The sequence below is a fragment of the Vibrio sp. VPAP30 genome, from assembly GCF_001188205.1.
Lineage (GTDB): Bacteria > Pseudomonadota > Gammaproteobacteria > Enterobacterales > Vibrionaceae > Vibrio > Vibrio bivalvicida.
This window is the reverse complement of record NZ_LBLS01000038.1, coordinates 100,445-115,095: the sequence shown is the minus strand read 5'-3', so window position 1 is coordinate 115,095 and position 14,651 is coordinate 100,445. Positions and strand designations below refer to the sequence as shown.

Sequence of the window (14,651 nt, the reverse complement as noted above, 5' to 3'; positions counted from 1 at the left end):
AGCTGAGCATTGCCCCCTCATGACTAAAAGTTAGAGTCTACGAAGTCCCCACATCAGGTACATACCGCCAATCAAAGACGCAACCAAACCAGCTGGGATTTCTTGTGGGTACAACATTTGGCGCCCTAACCAATCAGCAAGTAACATTAGTCCCATACCGACAAGCGCTGAACAAATGAGGTGTTCTCTAGCTCGGCTAAAACCAAACAAACGAGCGAGATGCGGCGCCATCAAGCCAATGAAACTAAGAGGGCCAACAACCAACGTCGCGCTCACTGTCAACAACGCAACAAGTATCAATAATAAGCCTCTCGCCTGACTGACCTTAACACCCAGAGCACGCGAACTTGCCTCTCCCAGTGGCACAATATCTAGCCATCGAGCGGTAACAAAACTCAGTCCGACTAGAACGACAGCAGCGACAGCCAAAGGAATAAGTGTTGCTTCGGTAACGTAATAAGTTGAACCTGAAAGCCAGGCTAGGACTTGGTAGCTACGTGGGTCACCGCCCGCCAATACGAAGCTTTGTACCGCATTCATCAGAGCTGTGATAGCCACCCCTGTCAGCAGTACTCGTTCAGGCTGGAAGCCAGACTTACGGTTCAAAAGAACAATCACGGAGAGCGAAGCCATCGCGCCCACAAGTCCACCTAAATACAAGCCAACGAGACTAACGCCAATGCCAGAGAACATCGCGATGATTAACCCCAAAGCGGTGCCCGAGCTGATGCCGATCACTTCAGGGCTCGCCATCGGGTTACCACTTAAACGCTGGATCACAGTACCTGCTGTAGCCAACATCACACCAGCTAGGGCAGCGGCAACAAGTCGGGGCCAACGCCATTCCAACAAGTTCCACTCACCAGAGGTGACCAACCATTGCCAGCCTGAGCTCTGAATCGAAGTGGTACTAAAAACAAACAAAACAATGGGCAGTAAAATAGCAACCAAGGCGATCGCATTTCGATTAAGCGATTTCACTTGCTCACTATGGCGCGTCATCACTGTTTGCGTCTGGGTTTGACTACGCATTGATAATCTAGGCAGCAGCCAAAGTAATAAAGGTGCGCCAAGTGCAGCAGTGGCTGCACCAGTAGGAATGATCATTGCTGCAATGCCCGGAAGCTGCTGAATCAGTAAGTCAGTGAGTGTCAGTAGTAAACCACCTAACAGCATGGATACGATTAACTTAGGTACAAGACGATGCACACCAGTCGCACGAGCAATCGCGGGGGCAGCAAGACCAACAAAACCAATCACCCCGACTTTGGCAACCACCCAAGATGTAAGTAACACTGCGAGACCAAGACATATGACGCGCAACTTCGCTAGAGACACTCCTAGACTCTTGGCGCCTTCCTCCGACAACTCCAGTAAAGTTATTGGTTTAACGAATAAAAAAGAGATTCCGATCGCCAACGCTAATCTTGGTGCAAGGTAGGCGATATCTGCCCATCCTGTCTGAACGAGAGAGCCTGCTCCCCAAATCATTAAGCCAGCCAGCTTATCCTGATTCATCATCAAAAAAACAGTGCTGAGGGCACCAAAATAAAGGTTAATGACTAGGCCCGAAACCACCACTACTGTCGGTGAAAGTGCACGGCGCCATGATAGCGCAAACACCAAGGCCATGGTACCCACACCACCAGCAAGCGCGATAAGAGACTTGGAAAAAGTCAGCAACCATGGGGCATACAAGGTTGCCAACATCAGCGCAAAACTTGCGCCACTAGCAACGCCTAAAGTGGATGGAGAAGCCAGTGGGTTACGCAGAACCTGCTGCATCAAAACCCCAGCGGCGGCTAGTGCCGCGCCAGCAATTAATGTCGTAAAGAATCTAGGCCACCAAGTTAGGTGAAGCTTCACAGATTCGGGAGACATCCAATCCGCTTGAAACAAACTGCCAACACCCGCAGAAAAATTACCTGATGCGTTTAATTGGAATCCAACGATTGCCAGAGTAAATGCCGCAAGTATCGCAACAAGACTCAGAGATAGAATTCTCATTGTGTTACCTCTTCAGCCAATGCAGCCGCGAGCAGATTGGCGAAACGAAGCGCAGAAGGTAGACCGCCAAAGCTCCAAGTCGGCTCTACCAATAATGGAGGGTAGCTTGTTTGCTTAACCAAATATTGCCAGTATTGATCTTGTGCTAGGTGCTCTTCAACTCCCGCAGGCAGCGGCTCAATAACCACAATCTGCCCTTCGATACCCTGTAACTTGTCAATACCCGTTAAATTGAAACCCCACGCATTGGTTTCTTTGTTCCAAGCGTTTTGGAGGCCGAGTTGGTTCAACGCCACTTTATAAATGCTGTTTTCTCCAAATACGCGCACATGTTTGGTGTCCATAAACTGAACAAGTAACACCGGAGCAAGCTCAGTCGGCAGTTTGCTCTTAAGTGTTTTTAACTCTTGCTCACTATCAGCGATTAGCTGTTCGGCTTGGCTCTCCGCCTTCACTTCTTTTGCAATACGGCGAGTAAAATCCGTTACGGCCTCCCAGTTCACCTCTCCCACCTTGTATAAACCTAGAATTTTTACTGGCGCAATACGAGAAAGCTGAGTTTCGAGTGAAGAGAATCGAGGAGAAAGGAAAATAGTGTCGAGTTCTAATTCTGAAAGCCTTTCTAGATTAGGCTGAGTTCTCAGACCTACATCGACAGTTTCAGCAGGAATCTTAGGGCTTCTAACCCAATCGTTGTAATCAGATTGCTGTGCAGACGCGATTGGCGTGATGCCTAGCGCAATCATAGTTTCTGTTTGAGACCAGTCAATCGACATAACTCGCAATGGACCATCTGAAGGCTTATTTTCCGCCAGTACTGGCGTCGCCGTGGAGAACGCTAGCAGGCAAATAGCAGTGATTGCTTTAAAACCTAGCATGGCATTGCCACCGGATAACCTGCCGCATGATCCGTTATCTGCATTTTGATTCCGTAGATATCGTGCAATTGAGGTTCAGTGAAAACTTCCGATACCGAACCTTGCGCAATCATCTTACCGCTATGCAGCGCGACAATATGATCGCAGAAGCGCGCCGCCATATTAATATCATGAATCACGATTAACACGCCCAACTCAAGCTCAGTCGCGAGCTTTTTGATCAGTTCGAGCATTTCAACTTGATGAGCAATATCAAGCGCTGACAAAGGTTCATCGAGTAGCAAATATTGCGTTCTTTGCGCCAATAGCATGGCAAGCCATACTCGTTGTCTTTCACCGCCCGACAGTGTATCCACAAGACGATCTGCATACTTGATGGTATCGGTCATTTGCATGGCTTGTTCTATGAAATGCTTGTCTTGGCTAGTTAAACGCCCAAGTAAGCCGTGCCATGGATAGCGACCAAAACTAACCAAATCTTTGCCCGATAAGCTATCGGTTGGCGGAAGGTGTTGGGGAAGATATGCAATTTGCTGAGCGAATTTTTTATCAGACCACTGAGAGACGGATTTGCCCTGCAACACGACATCCCCATCGGTTGATTTTTGTTGTTGAGCAAGGAGTTTAAGTAACGTCGATTTACCTGAGCCATTATGGCCGACAAGTGCGTATATCTTTCCTGGTTCAAAATTCATATCAAAACCTGACAGTAGCGCTCTGTCACCAACGCTAAATGCTAGCTTTCTAGCTTCGAGCATATCTTTTCCCTTAAACTCTCTTTTTACATAGGGTTAATCAATAGAACACGACTGATTAACAAGGTGGAATTTATATAACAGTAAATACATAAATGCAAACCATTTTCATTTGCATTTGGTTATGCGATAGTTAGGGGTATTAAATGGGAACAGATGAAGCCTTAATTAAGTACACAATGAATCTAGTCACAGCAAATCGAAGCTATTCATTATACTGGCTAACACAGCTTCCTGACATTTCGATAAATGTCGATAATAATCTGGTACATCTTAGCGCCGTAGAGTACGACGTAGAGTTGTATCCGAAAACGATTAATACTGCACTCTATTTGCCACCTTCACTAAAAAGCGCTAGCAAAAAGCGCAAAGCTGAGTTCATTGCAGGTAGAGTGGCCGCTCAGTATTCAATGGACAAGTATCATGAAGTACACAATATAGGTGTAAACCAAGATCGCTCACCTCAGTTTCCGAGCCACTTCTCTGGTTCCATTTCTCATAGCAAAAATCTAGCGGTTTCGGCTGTGATACCTCGTGATCTGATTCCAGATAGAAACGTTGGAGTCGATATTCAACACTGGTTATCTGCTGTAGAAGCAAGAGATGTCATAACCATAGTTTGCAGCGAACTAGAGCTAGAAAAACTGCAACCGACAAGGTTGTCGATTGAACAGAAAGTGACGTTGATATTTTCTGCAAAAGAAGCACTGTATAAAGCGATTTATCCACAAGTGAAGGAAGTGCTCAATTTCGATGTAGTTGAGTTAGTGGATGTAAAAACAGATCACCTAGTGTTTTCTCCATCACCTAGCCTACTAAAAAGAAAAGCCTTCTCACCACTTGTGTGTCATTATAAATCGTACGAAAACTACCTCGTATGCGTTGCCGTGGTATGACAGGACTATACTCAACGAGCGTTTCACTATGCTATGCTGGTTGTTATTGGATAATGGTCCGATAGTTTTTCTACGACAACGCTCGGCCCACTTTTTATTTCTAGAGCTCTAGATGCGAACGCATCAAGGCTAGCGCCACTACTGTGCGTTCTCCTTTTGAACGTATGAAGACTATAGTTATCCTGACGATAACTGGATCCAACATTAATGCTGTTCTCTTCACCATTGAAAAGAATGTTGAAATCTCCTCCCAACAAATACTTACCATCTGCCCCAACCAAGGTTTTTGTAGCGTACGCCAAAGTAGCTGTAAGATCCGTACCACCGATACCTCCCGACGTTGCGTGTATCGTCGATAACCAAACATCGCCAACCAAAACGCTAATTATCGGGCGACCCGAGATAGAAAGGTACGCTATATCGTACTTAGAATGTTTATTCGTAATGATCGCCACAGAACACCGATTGTTCAATGCTCCAGCTTGGAGTGATCCGATAACACTCTTTCCTGCAAATTGGTTTAGCGTCGCGATAGTCCCGCACTCTTGGACCATAACAACGTCATACAGTGCACACATCGTTTTTAAAGTCAGCTCCTTGTCGGCATTATTCGCTACACCACCTTGCATGTTCCAAGAAATAACTGAGATAGACATTTATCCTCCGGCTGTATCCATCTGATGACACTCTCTAGGTAGTGAGAGAGTACGCTTGACCAGTAAAATATTCAACAAAACACATAAAGGGCACTGACATTTTTTGGATGTGAGTAGCTCACGAGCTACATATGCTAGGCTGCTCTAGACTTGATACACCACCGTTAGCAGTAATTCACTACGAGACTCCTCGTGGGCACCCATTAGTTAGGTTTTAGTTGAACTATCGGGCTCGACTCCGGAGGCATTCAAATCGGGTTGCTTGATCCTAATCAAGCAACAAAAAAAGCCGCGAATACGGCTTTTAATCTCTGTTGGCTAAAGATATTGACGTAAACTTGCTATGTTTCCGCACAAACCTGTTTTTGTACGTTAGGTGGCGCAGACTCGTAGTGGCTTAGGCTCATGTTGAAACTACCTTCACCACCAGTTATTGAGCGTAATCGCCTTGCGTAATCTTGTAGTTCATTGATTGGTGACTTGGCTTGCAGCAAAGTATAGTTCGCATCAATCTGCTCTGTACCCTCAATTAAACCGCGATTGCCAGACAAATCACCCGAAACATCACCAACATATTGAGTTGGAATCGTCAGCTCCATATGCACGATAGGCTCAAGCACAATAGGTTCAGCGTCTAAAACTGCATTCAAAAAGGCTTTCTTACCCGCGATAATAAACGCGATCTCTTTCGAATCTACAGAGTGATGTTTACCATCGAAGACCGTCACTTCGATGTCTTTAATCGGGTTACCTGAAATCGCGCCTTCTTCTAACGCCTGCTTAATTCCCTTTTGTACCGCTGGAACGAGCGCAGTTGGAATCGCGCCTCCGACAACTTTGTTTACAAACTTAAAGCCTGCACCTCTCTCAAGTGGCGATACTTTTAGATGAACCTCACCAAATTGCCCAGCGCCGCCACTTTGTTTCTTATGACGATATTGAGCTTCTGCGGGTCTAGTGATCGTTTCAAAATACTCGACGCTTGGTTGTGTCGTTTCAACCTCTAGCTTGTAAACAGATTGCATCTTCTCTAACGCAACTTTAAGGTGAAACTCACCTTGTCCACTAATGATGGTTTCATTACTCCGCGATCTATGTTCTATCCGCAAAGATGGATCTTCAGAAGCGATCTTACTTAGTACATCGCTTAGTTTTTGCTCGTCTCCACGTTTTATTGGTTTTAAGCATAATGAATACATAGGCTGGGGGAAGTTGAGGGTTTTAAGCTCGACGCCATCTTCATCGTGGGAATCGTGTAAAATTGAATCAAACTCTAACTCATCAATTTTAGCCAAAACACAAAAGTCCCCAGCCAGTGCTTGATAGATCTCTTTACGTTCTTTTCCTTGCAATTGATATAGGTGGCCTACTTTGAACGATTTATTACTCTCACCCACGTACAACTGACTACCTGCATTGATTTCACCTTGGAAAACACGAACGTAAGCAAGTTTACCCAGATAAGGGTCAACACTTACCTTATAAACATGCGCGACAGCGTGATCTAATGTTTCGCAGTTCACTTTGATCTTTTGACCATTTTTCTCTAGCAAAGGCGGATTGCCTTCATTTGGCATCGGCATAATTTCAGACAGCGTTTTTAGTAGTAGTTCTACCCCTGCGCCTGTCTCGGCTGATACAAAACAAATTGGGATGATATGTCCCGTTCTTAGTGCCTCTTCAAATGGATCATGCAGTTGCTGCGGCGTAAGCTCCGAACCTTGCTCTAAATAGAGTTCCATCAACTCTTCATCAACCTCAATCACTTGATCTATCAGCGTTTCATGAGTTGCTTCGACATCATTGATTAGAGTCTTTGCGCTCATATTTGGCTCAAAAAAACAATCGACTACTGTCTTTCCATCACTTGCAGGTAAGTTAATTGGCAAGCAGTAATCACCAAATTTCTCGGTGATCTCATCTAGTATCTGAGTGAGCTTAGTTGCCGCAACATCAAGCTTATTAATGATGATCATTTGGCATTTCTTCTGCTCTTGAGCAAAGGCGAATAAATGTTTAGAGGTTTGAGTGATGGGCTGTTGAGGATCGATGATTAGTGCTGAGGTTTCTACTGCGGGGAAGACGCTTAACGCCCGACCAAGCAGTTCATTTTGCCCCGGAGTATCAATAATGTTCAAGCGGTGATTTTCATAACGCATGGTTACAGGGGTGGCTTCAATACTGTGCTGATACTGAATTGACTGAGCATCAAAATCAGTAATGGTGTCACCTTTATCCACCCTTCCTAAGCTCTTGGTGGCTTGGCAGGTATAGAGAAGATTTTCTATAAGTGTGGTTTTACCACTACCCGTTTGACCAACAAACGCAATATTTCGAATTTGATTGATAGGCATAGAGCCTCCTTGCAAGATGAGTGACGGAACATACGTATATAGCAATGGAGTGGCGGGCTTACCGCCTGCTCGACTTCCATGTCATTTTACGAATCACTCTATGCATAAAGGCCAACTTCAGTTTTCATTGAAGATAATTTTAGCATGCACGAAATAACCCCACTTTAATGTGACTTATTTCATAACAGTTCAGGTTGGTACTTGAGCTAGGTCAATGGAGGAGGATTTGGTTGTGTGACACAATATCAGCTTTCACTAGGTGGTTTATTGATGTAAGAAAACTTCAAAATAGAACCAAGGAATTGCAATTACATTGTTTCCTTCGACTGCGAAGTACTTGGCAACACCACATTTCAAATAAATCAGTTATCTATTGATTTTCACATGTACAGAAAACGTAGCGATTTAGCACTCTATTTTACGCTATTTTTTAATGAGTGCCGCCATTATCTAGCCGATCAGCCCCACCTATCTATCAATACCTGTGATACTAATCAGCATTAATGCAATGGATAATATATACCAGACTTCCCATGCAACATATCAATAAGTTAGAATCTCGCCTCAGCAAATCTTACTTTTAATCTGTGCGCTATAACCAAGAAATCATCTAGTTACAGCTCTCAATCACAACGTTATAAACTGTTGGTGTGTTAAATGAACTTTAAAAAATGCTTATTCGCATCTAGTGCCTTTTTCTTAGCGGCATGTACCTCGCCTATTCAAGAGACTGTCGATACATCCGAATTCAATAACCTACTACTAGGGAGTTGGAAGTGTGGATCTATAGATGAGTATTTCAAGGAAGATACAGTTCTTGTCTACAGTAAAGATGGACAAGTTTCTGTTGATACATCCATGTACATGAAGGTGGAAGAGACTGACGATGTTTTGTCCTTTGATATCTCAGGAACTGCGAGTTGGGAATTGAACAAAGATAACTTGTATGAGGTTTACGAAGAAATCAATTTTAAACCTACCAATGAATATACAGCCTCAATCAAAGGTTTTATGTCCTCTTTGATGCCGAAAAAAGGTCAAAGAGGTATGTCTAAAGTGCTTTCACTCGACAACAATAAACTTGTCTTAGAAAGCGGTGATAACGAAAAGCTGACCTGCTACAGAAAATAACGTATTCAACAGGCTCTTGTTCTTTAAATGACGAATCTGAAGATATTCGCCATATTTTCATCGATACACCATAAACGCTTAAACATCGCCGAGCCTAAACTCGGCGTTTTTCTTTAGTTAGAACGACGCACAGACTCACAATTTGTTCCAGCTCTTAACCCTATAGTTTAAACCACGCTCCCTTCACCAGTTAACAGGACAGGCACCATAGTAACCCCTACTACAGTCTTGCATATTAGTCATGATAAATTGCACTAGAAGTTCCAATACCTAATTATTTTGAGCTTTTCCAATGAAGTTTGACAGGAATTCAATATCTTGGAGAAAAACAGGAAGAGTAAAGCACCAAACTAGCACTTAGTTTGGTTGAAATTCATGCTAAAGGAACGACAGCGCCTAGCCATCTATTCGAAACAAATTAATTCGCTTGCGCTTCAACGTACGTTTTGCATAGTTGAATGATTTTGTGGGGATGGATGTCGTGACAGAAAAATATATAAAAGCCTAGATTGCACCTAGGCTTTTATCGGTATTACGTTAAGACACTTAGTTTAAACTATCAATTATTACTGTCTCGTGCGCAGCACAAGCACCTAGAAAATTACCCAGATAGTACCCTAACGTTAGTTGCTCACCAGCATACAAGCTATCTACCTCAAACTCGCAGTAGCCCGCATATTGAGTTTCTTCGATTCTATAGAAGCCTGCCGATTTAAACTCATTACCCGTGATATCATATAAACACAAGGTGTCGCCATTGGCTTTCGGATCCATTCCTTCTAGAAGGCTGAACTTCACTTTCAATTTAAAACCCGTTTGAGTCTGCGCAATTGGCTCTACCAGCGAGATAGCGCAGCTCATGGGTGCAACCACTGCCCCATGATTTAAGTGGCTGTAAGAACAAATCGTGCGTTCAGGGGTGCCACCGACGCAAAGAGCAATAGTGTATTCCCCAGATAAGAAGTTGCAGCCAGAAACGTCCAACTCTACGCTCCCCTCATGTGACGAAACAACATTATGCTGAGTAAAAATAGGTGTTCTCCCAACAGGGTTATTTAAGCCACTGTATACAGCGATCGAGTTATTCTCAAAGGTTGCTCCCGACGAAGATTTGGTCACCGATGTATCGTAACTAATACTCAGTTTGCTTGGAGAAGATTTATTGATCTCAATGTTGGTAATACGGCTAGATACCTGTTTAACTACGCTAAAAGTCATAATGTTTCCCTTTCAATTTTGATAGAAATCGTTGATACCTCACACCGAACCAATATGAATCTAGTTGCATTTATTGGTAATGCGAATTAATTTCAGGCTAATCATAATCGAATCGACATGTTTGTGAGCATTCGAACAGAATTCAAGTACGATAGTGGGCACCATGTTATTTATAGTGTTCACCTGAGCAAAAGATATGCTCGCTAAAAGTTAACAGGACAGGCACCATAGTAATTATGGTTCGTAGCAAAAGCAGAAGTTTCTCAAGTTGGTATTATGAATAACATGAATATAATTAAGGTCTAATTAAACTATGAAAAAAGTCCTATCCGTACTTCTACTAGCGTCGCTCTTTGGTTGCAGTACTACACACTATGAAGAAAACAACAAAAATGTAGAACTCGACAGAAAGTATTTCATTGGGGAGTGGAACTGTGCTCCGAAATACAAAGACGACTTCGCACTTTTCACCGATATACAGATTCATCGAAACTACCAAGAAAATGGAGTGCTACAAGTAACGGCTGAGTTAACCATGCCAAATGAACACCTAGACTCTCCCCTCACGGTATCGGCTAAAAGCGAAGGTGTTTGGATGCGAGACCCTTTCATTACAGATTTAACAGAGTTCCACCACAAATTTGAGGTTGAGACAAATAAAGAAGCCTTCAGAAAGAAACTTACGAGGCTGCTAGAGAATGAAAGCACTCTAGAAGAAATGATTCATATAACTGTCGAACCACATAGTAGCAATTCAATGACACTAAGGTTACCCGGAACTCACCTTAATTGTGATAGAGCAACACCTTCTGCTCTAGTTCGTAAAAAACAACTTAAGTAGCCTTAAACATCGCCGAGCCTAAGCCCGGCGTTTTTCTTTAAAACGGGCTACTTGCCTTATACTTTGATTGCTCTATTCTGTTTTTGCCCCTTGATTTACTTGAGGCTATCCTCACATACCTTACTCATCAAAGAGTTGTGGTTTCGGCTTAGCGCCATCAAATCATCAACAAGTTAAGCTCTGTCCCCTTCTCACTCTTGGCTTTGTCTACCGTGACACTAGTTGTTAGATTTATTTTTTACGGTGCTATTCTGCACGAACCATCATCACAGAAACAATTAGGAACACACTAGTATCATTTAAACTAATCATTCAAGGAGGATAAAATGTGTAATCTTTACAATACGAATAAAGAGAAGGCGCTAATGAATGGAATTGGTTTAGCTCCAAGCTTTGCTACTCCATATCCCCAACAGCCAACTGGCTTTATAAAACAAATCTATGATTTTTCTTTAAAGATAAAAGAAGTACTACAAAGTCAAAAAGACAAAGTAGATAAACAAATGCTAGTCGTAACAGAAATCAGTCAACCTTATATGAAAATTGCGCGAAAACCATTTAACTACGATCTTAGCAAGCACAGTCACAGTATCCAATTTGGTAATAACAACCAAATCGGGCAAATTAGCCCTTACATGTTAGATATAGGGACAGCAATTGGCGGGGCAAGCAAAACAAAAAACCTCCCGTTAAAAGAAATAAGTACTTTTCAGCCTTTTTTTAATGACCCCAAGTTTTTAAAAACGTGTAGCAAATTAGATTTGTTATCTAGGATCGTGGTTTATTCATCGGTTATTCCACATACACTTTTAGAAAGCAAACACGAGACCCTGCCTGGTAAAGTCGTTTCCGGAAGCGTGAGAGCATACCTAAACGTAAAATTACGTACTCCACTCGCTTTGTTTGAACTATATAAAAAATACAATGGCAAACCAAACTCAGTTGCACTTGAGCTAAGCGATAGAACTTATTTGGGAAATTGCATAGATTTCGCATCTAGCGCCTGCGGCTTCAGCGTAGAAAAAACTATTGAACTATTAGAACATAATATTAGACGTTACCGTGTGATAGATTACGCCTTCAAGTATGGTACGTTTGAATACGACTTAAACGGCCATTATCGGAAGTCTCTCCTTCAAAACAATTCAAGGTTATGGTCTACACCTTTACTAAAGCAAAATAGCTTTAACTTGCTTACGTACAGTTTTCCTTTCGATAACATTTACTTCGCTTATTTTATCAGGAATCCAATTAATGCGAATCCAGCGATGTTTCACTTGGTTTGAAGCATGTAACTAATCGTTTGGTTTAATAAACATCTCCAGCTGGTCCAAGTCTCCTTTACACAGTTCAGGTTGGAGTTTTGGATCAGATTGATCGCCACTAGGTTCGATTATCCGGTGAACGGATGTGTAGGTGACAAAGACTGTGTAACCCTCCCCGCGCTAAAACTCCGCACTGTAATTTTGCGGTTTTTAAAGTGATCGTGTTTCGATAGGGTTAGTAAAGCACAGCCCCCGATGTATCTACACCGAGAGCTGTTTTAGATTGCAAATCTAGAGATCGTAAAAGATCGCGATCGTTCGTTTTTGTACAAATCGCGATCCCTTAATTTGGGGCAGGGGGATTGTCAGGCTTACTTCTAGCCTATTCCACCAAAAGTACGATGAAGATAAATGTGGTTCATGTATAAACGTTGCGACAGAACGCTACATTGCTTGTACCTGCCAAATTCCATTTATCGACCGATAGTCTTTAAGTAAAGTTTTGTTTAAAAAACCTTTCATATCTGCCCGGCTGCTCCAGCGAACCACTTTATTTAAGTTCGGATCGTAATAGTACAGATATCCCTTAGGGCTAAACAAACCTTCCGCTTTTGTAGATACAACAGCAATCGCATGAGAGCCACTATCCGCTCTCACTGATATCAGATAATAACGTGCTGTACTACTTAATTTGTCAAACTCAGCGCCTAATCCCGTCAAGTCAATCTTGTCAGTTGATCTCACTACCTTCATATTGCGAACTCTCATTAACATGATTTTCTTTGTTTTCTGAGAGGTTAACGAATCGAGAGGTGCTGTTCTCGCCATGACCAATGCCATTGCTTCATGAGCATGGTCTTGCCCAAAACTTGTTTTCGTTAACAACATTTGTATATTTTTCTGCGCCTTTAACTGTTCCTTACATTCAAGTTGTGATTGTTGCTGTAAATGAGATTGATAAAACGCATCATTCTCGGTCGCCGCGTGAGCGGCTGCACACCACAACTCACCGTAATTTGTCCCCCGCATCATTTGACCTAGCCATGCGGTTGTTAAAGATTTGCAAATATCCGGTTGATACTTATTTGCATCATACAATGTCATACTCATTATTTACCTAGCCTTTTTTGTTTATTTTGTCGGTATAGAAAACCACGGGATCACCCGTGGATGAATGAACATTCCAAAATTACAATCGCGAAACGGGTTATTTTTGGTTAACGCTTTAGCGTTGTAATAGCCGATTCCTATGGGTGCTATCTCACTCAATTAATATGAGTATAGTTGAGTAATGATGTTTATTTTACCCTAGGAGATAAGCTTCAAACAAGATTGCATCCATTTCATTCAACTTACGAACGGTCAACGAGATGAGCTTACTCGATACCCCTGTCTTGAGTGCTGCCAGCTCATAAGTGAAGCCTGACTCAAACACCAGCCAAGCAGCCCTTTTGGTTGCAAAGGGCATCTCTCTTTCTGGAATGATATAGAGTAAAGCCGTTAGTCGCTTTTCAGGAATTAGGTTCATTTATTCAAAATATCCGTAGTCTAGACTTCTGGCTTTATCGCAATTAGGTATTCGTGAGAACTCCCCATCTTCGCTACGAAGCGGGCCTTAAAGGCAGAGAACCCCCTATCGAGCGATAGGTACTCTAGTTTTCCAAAGAGTCGGTAGAGATAACTTAGTTTTACCTCTTCAACATGAATTGCTGGGTATGGTCTAGCTGCAATGACTGTTGGGTTTAAGTGATAATCGTCAATGGTGTTGTACTGGTCACCAGTTACATCAAACACATAACCACCAATTTCTAACCACACATGAGAAACCATGTTGTCAGAAAAGCCACTAACCATAACGATTTCAATATCATCAACAAGTTGGAAGTAATGGTATGCCAATAGGAGAGAAGCAAACTTGCAATTTCCAACTGGGAACTCAGGTGTAGGGTAAGGTGCTATCTCATTACGACACAGTTCCATTGCATGACGGAGATATTTGGCTTCGTGGGCTAACATAAGGAGCAAATTGCCCTGCTATTGGAATTAGTCGCCCTGCACACTAGAGAGGATATGCTCAGATAGTTAAGCTTTGCCTTGCCACTGGTGCGCGTTGGAACGAGGCAGCGCAACTTAACGGCTCTCAGCTCACTCAATACAGTAGGAAAATCTCTAATTTAGAGTGCCACTAAAACAGGGTGGGTTACAGAACCTACAAAATAATCATTTACCGTAAAGCTATCTTCAGATAGATAGAAAAACCAGTAGGGCAAAACCTCTCTATCAAAGAGCATCGAATACTGTTGGCTATTGAAGAAAACAAAAACTAGTAACCAGTTTAAAAACCAGATATTTGTTTGCTTTTTGCTATAAATTTCTGATACTTGGTGCAAGCAATATAAGCCAATCAAGCTAATTACTAAATACAAACTTACTATCATTCAGGCTCTTCTAAATAATGAAAGAGGGAGATTATTTTCTAAGCAAGTTAGAGACTCTTCTAAACTTTGATGGTGGGATTGTCATAACATTTAGAATCAGCATTATGAGACTAATAGTTTTGAATAAACCATCTACATGAATCTGATCAAACTCAACAAAGAACCAGCTTTCAAAGAAAGTACCATTAAAGAAGATATTGTAATGTTGGCTA

14 protein-coding genes and 1 pseudogene are annotated in these 14,651 nt (G+C 42.4%); 5 read left to right on the top strand and 10 right to left on the bottom strand.

Annotation, left to right across the window (positions count from 1 at the left end; all coding sequences use genetic code 11):
- Positions 1 to 30: 30 nt before the first annotated feature.
- The 3 genes from fhuB to ZX61_RS18345 are packed head-to-tail and all read right to left on the bottom strand — an operon-like array spanning position 31 to position 3,643.
- The gene (gene fhuB / locus ZX61_RS18355) at positions 31 to 2,007 is read right to left on the bottom strand and encodes a Fe(3+)-hydroxamate ABC transporter permease FhuB (RefSeq protein ID WP_049846046.1); all 1,977 of its coding nucleotides are present in this window, start codon (positions 2,005 to 2,007) and stop codon (positions 31 to 33) included.
- Complete coding sequence (locus ZX61_RS18350) at positions 2,004 to 2,885, bottom strand: ABC transporter substrate-binding protein (protein WP_049846045.1); 882 nt, start codon at positions 2,883 to 2,885, stop codon at positions 2,004 to 2,006. Before ZX61_RS18350 ends, fhuB begins: the two co-directional genes overlap by 4 nt.
- Entirely contained in the window at positions 2,879 to 3,643 is a 765-nt protein-coding gene (locus tag ZX61_RS18345) for an ABC transporter ATP-binding protein (RefSeq protein WP_049846044.1), read from the bottom strand. The genes ZX61_RS18350 and ZX61_RS18345 overlap by 7 nt, the downstream gene beginning before the upstream one ends.
- 143 nt (positions 3,644 to 3,786) lie before the next feature.
- On the opposite strand from ZX61_RS18345, the gene ZX61_RS18340 reads away from it, so the two are divergent.
- Entirely contained in the window at positions 3,787 to 4,536 is a 750-nt protein-coding gene (locus ZX61_RS18340) for a 4'-phosphopantetheinyl transferase family protein (protein WP_049846043.1), read from the top strand.
- A 26-nt stretch (positions 4,537 to 4,562) separates the two neighbouring features.
- Here ZX61_RS18340 and ZX61_RS18335 read toward each other — a convergent pair whose 3' ends face one another.
- Both ZX61_RS18335 and fusA read right to left on the bottom strand, forming a co-directional pair.
- Positions 4,563 to 5,192 carry a hypothetical protein gene (locus tag ZX61_RS18335; RefSeq protein WP_049846042.1) on the bottom strand — a complete coding sequence of 210 codons (630 nt, stop codon included), beginning with the start codon at positions 5,190 to 5,192 and terminating at the stop codon, positions 4,563 to 4,565.
- 341 nt (positions 5,193 to 5,533) lie between these two features.
- Positions 5,534 to 7,546 (bottom strand): elongation factor G, encoded by a 2,013-nt coding sequence (gene fusA, locus ZX61_RS18330; protein WP_049846041.1) that lies wholly within the window; start codon positions 7,544 to 7,546, stop codon positions 5,534 to 5,536.
- 657 nt (positions 7,547 to 8,203) lie between these two features.
- On the opposite strand from fusA, the gene ZX61_RS18325 reads away from it, so the two are divergent.
- Entirely contained in the window at positions 8,204 to 8,677 is a 474-nt protein-coding gene (locus ZX61_RS18325) for a hypothetical protein (RefSeq protein WP_049846040.1), read from the top strand.
- Positions 8,678 to 9,223: 546 nt separating this feature from the next.
- Here ZX61_RS18325 and ZX61_RS18320 read toward each other — a convergent pair.
- Complete coding sequence (locus ZX61_RS18320) at positions 9,224 to 9,895, bottom strand: hypothetical protein (protein ID WP_049846039.1); 672 nt, start codon at positions 9,893 to 9,895, stop codon at positions 9,224 to 9,226.
- Positions 9,896 to 10,208: 313 nt separating this feature from the next.
- Between ZX61_RS18320 and ZX61_RS18315 the strand changes: the two genes are divergently transcribed.
- On the top strand, positions 10,209 to 10,736 hold the full coding sequence (locus ZX61_RS18315; protein ID WP_049846038.1) for a hypothetical protein: 528 nt from the start codon (positions 10,209 to 10,211) through the stop codon (positions 10,734 to 10,736).
- A gap of 326 nt (positions 10,737 to 11,062) precedes the next feature.
- On the top strand, positions 11,063 to 12,022 hold the full coding sequence (locus tag ZX61_RS18310; RefSeq protein ID WP_049846037.1) for a hypothetical protein: 960 nt from the start codon (positions 11,063 to 11,065) through the stop codon (positions 12,020 to 12,022).
- A 423-nt stretch (positions 12,023 to 12,445) separates the two neighbouring features.
- On the opposite strand, the gene ZX61_RS18305 is transcribed toward ZX61_RS18310, so the two are convergent.
- The 3 genes from ZX61_RS18305 to ZX61_RS18295 all read right to left on the bottom strand — a co-directional run bounded on the left by ZX61_RS18305 (position 12,446) and on the right by ZX61_RS18295 (position 14,017).
- Positions 12,446 to 13,111: a hypothetical protein gene (locus tag ZX61_RS18305; protein WP_049846036.1), complete on the bottom strand. Its 666-nt coding sequence runs from the start codon at positions 13,109 to 13,111 to the stop codon at positions 12,446 to 12,448.
- Between the two features lie 193 nt (positions 13,112 to 13,304).
- Positions 13,305 to 13,529 (bottom strand): hypothetical protein, encoded by a 225-nt coding sequence (locus ZX61_RS18300; RefSeq protein ID WP_049846035.1) that lies wholly within the window; start codon positions 13,527 to 13,529, stop codon positions 13,305 to 13,307.
- Positions 13,530 to 13,549: 20 nt separating this feature from the next.
- Positions 13,550 to 14,017 (bottom strand): hypothetical protein, encoded by a 468-nt coding sequence (locus tag ZX61_RS18295; RefSeq protein WP_049846034.1) that lies wholly within the window; start codon positions 14,015 to 14,017, stop codon positions 13,550 to 13,552.
- On the opposite strand from ZX61_RS18295, the pseudogene ZX61_RS24595 reads away from it, so the two are divergent.
- Positions 14,015 to 14,175 (top strand): annotated as a pseudogene (locus tag ZX61_RS24595) (site-specific integrase); the annotation flags it as partial. The gene ZX61_RS18295 and the pseudogene ZX61_RS24595 overlap by 3 nt on opposite strands.
- On the opposite strand, the gene ZX61_RS18290 reads toward ZX61_RS24595, so the two are convergent.
- Entirely contained in the window at positions 14,176 to 14,439 is a 264-nt protein-coding gene (locus ZX61_RS18290) for a hypothetical protein (protein WP_049846033.1), read from the bottom strand.
- Positions 14,440 to 14,651 lie beyond the last annotated feature (212 nt).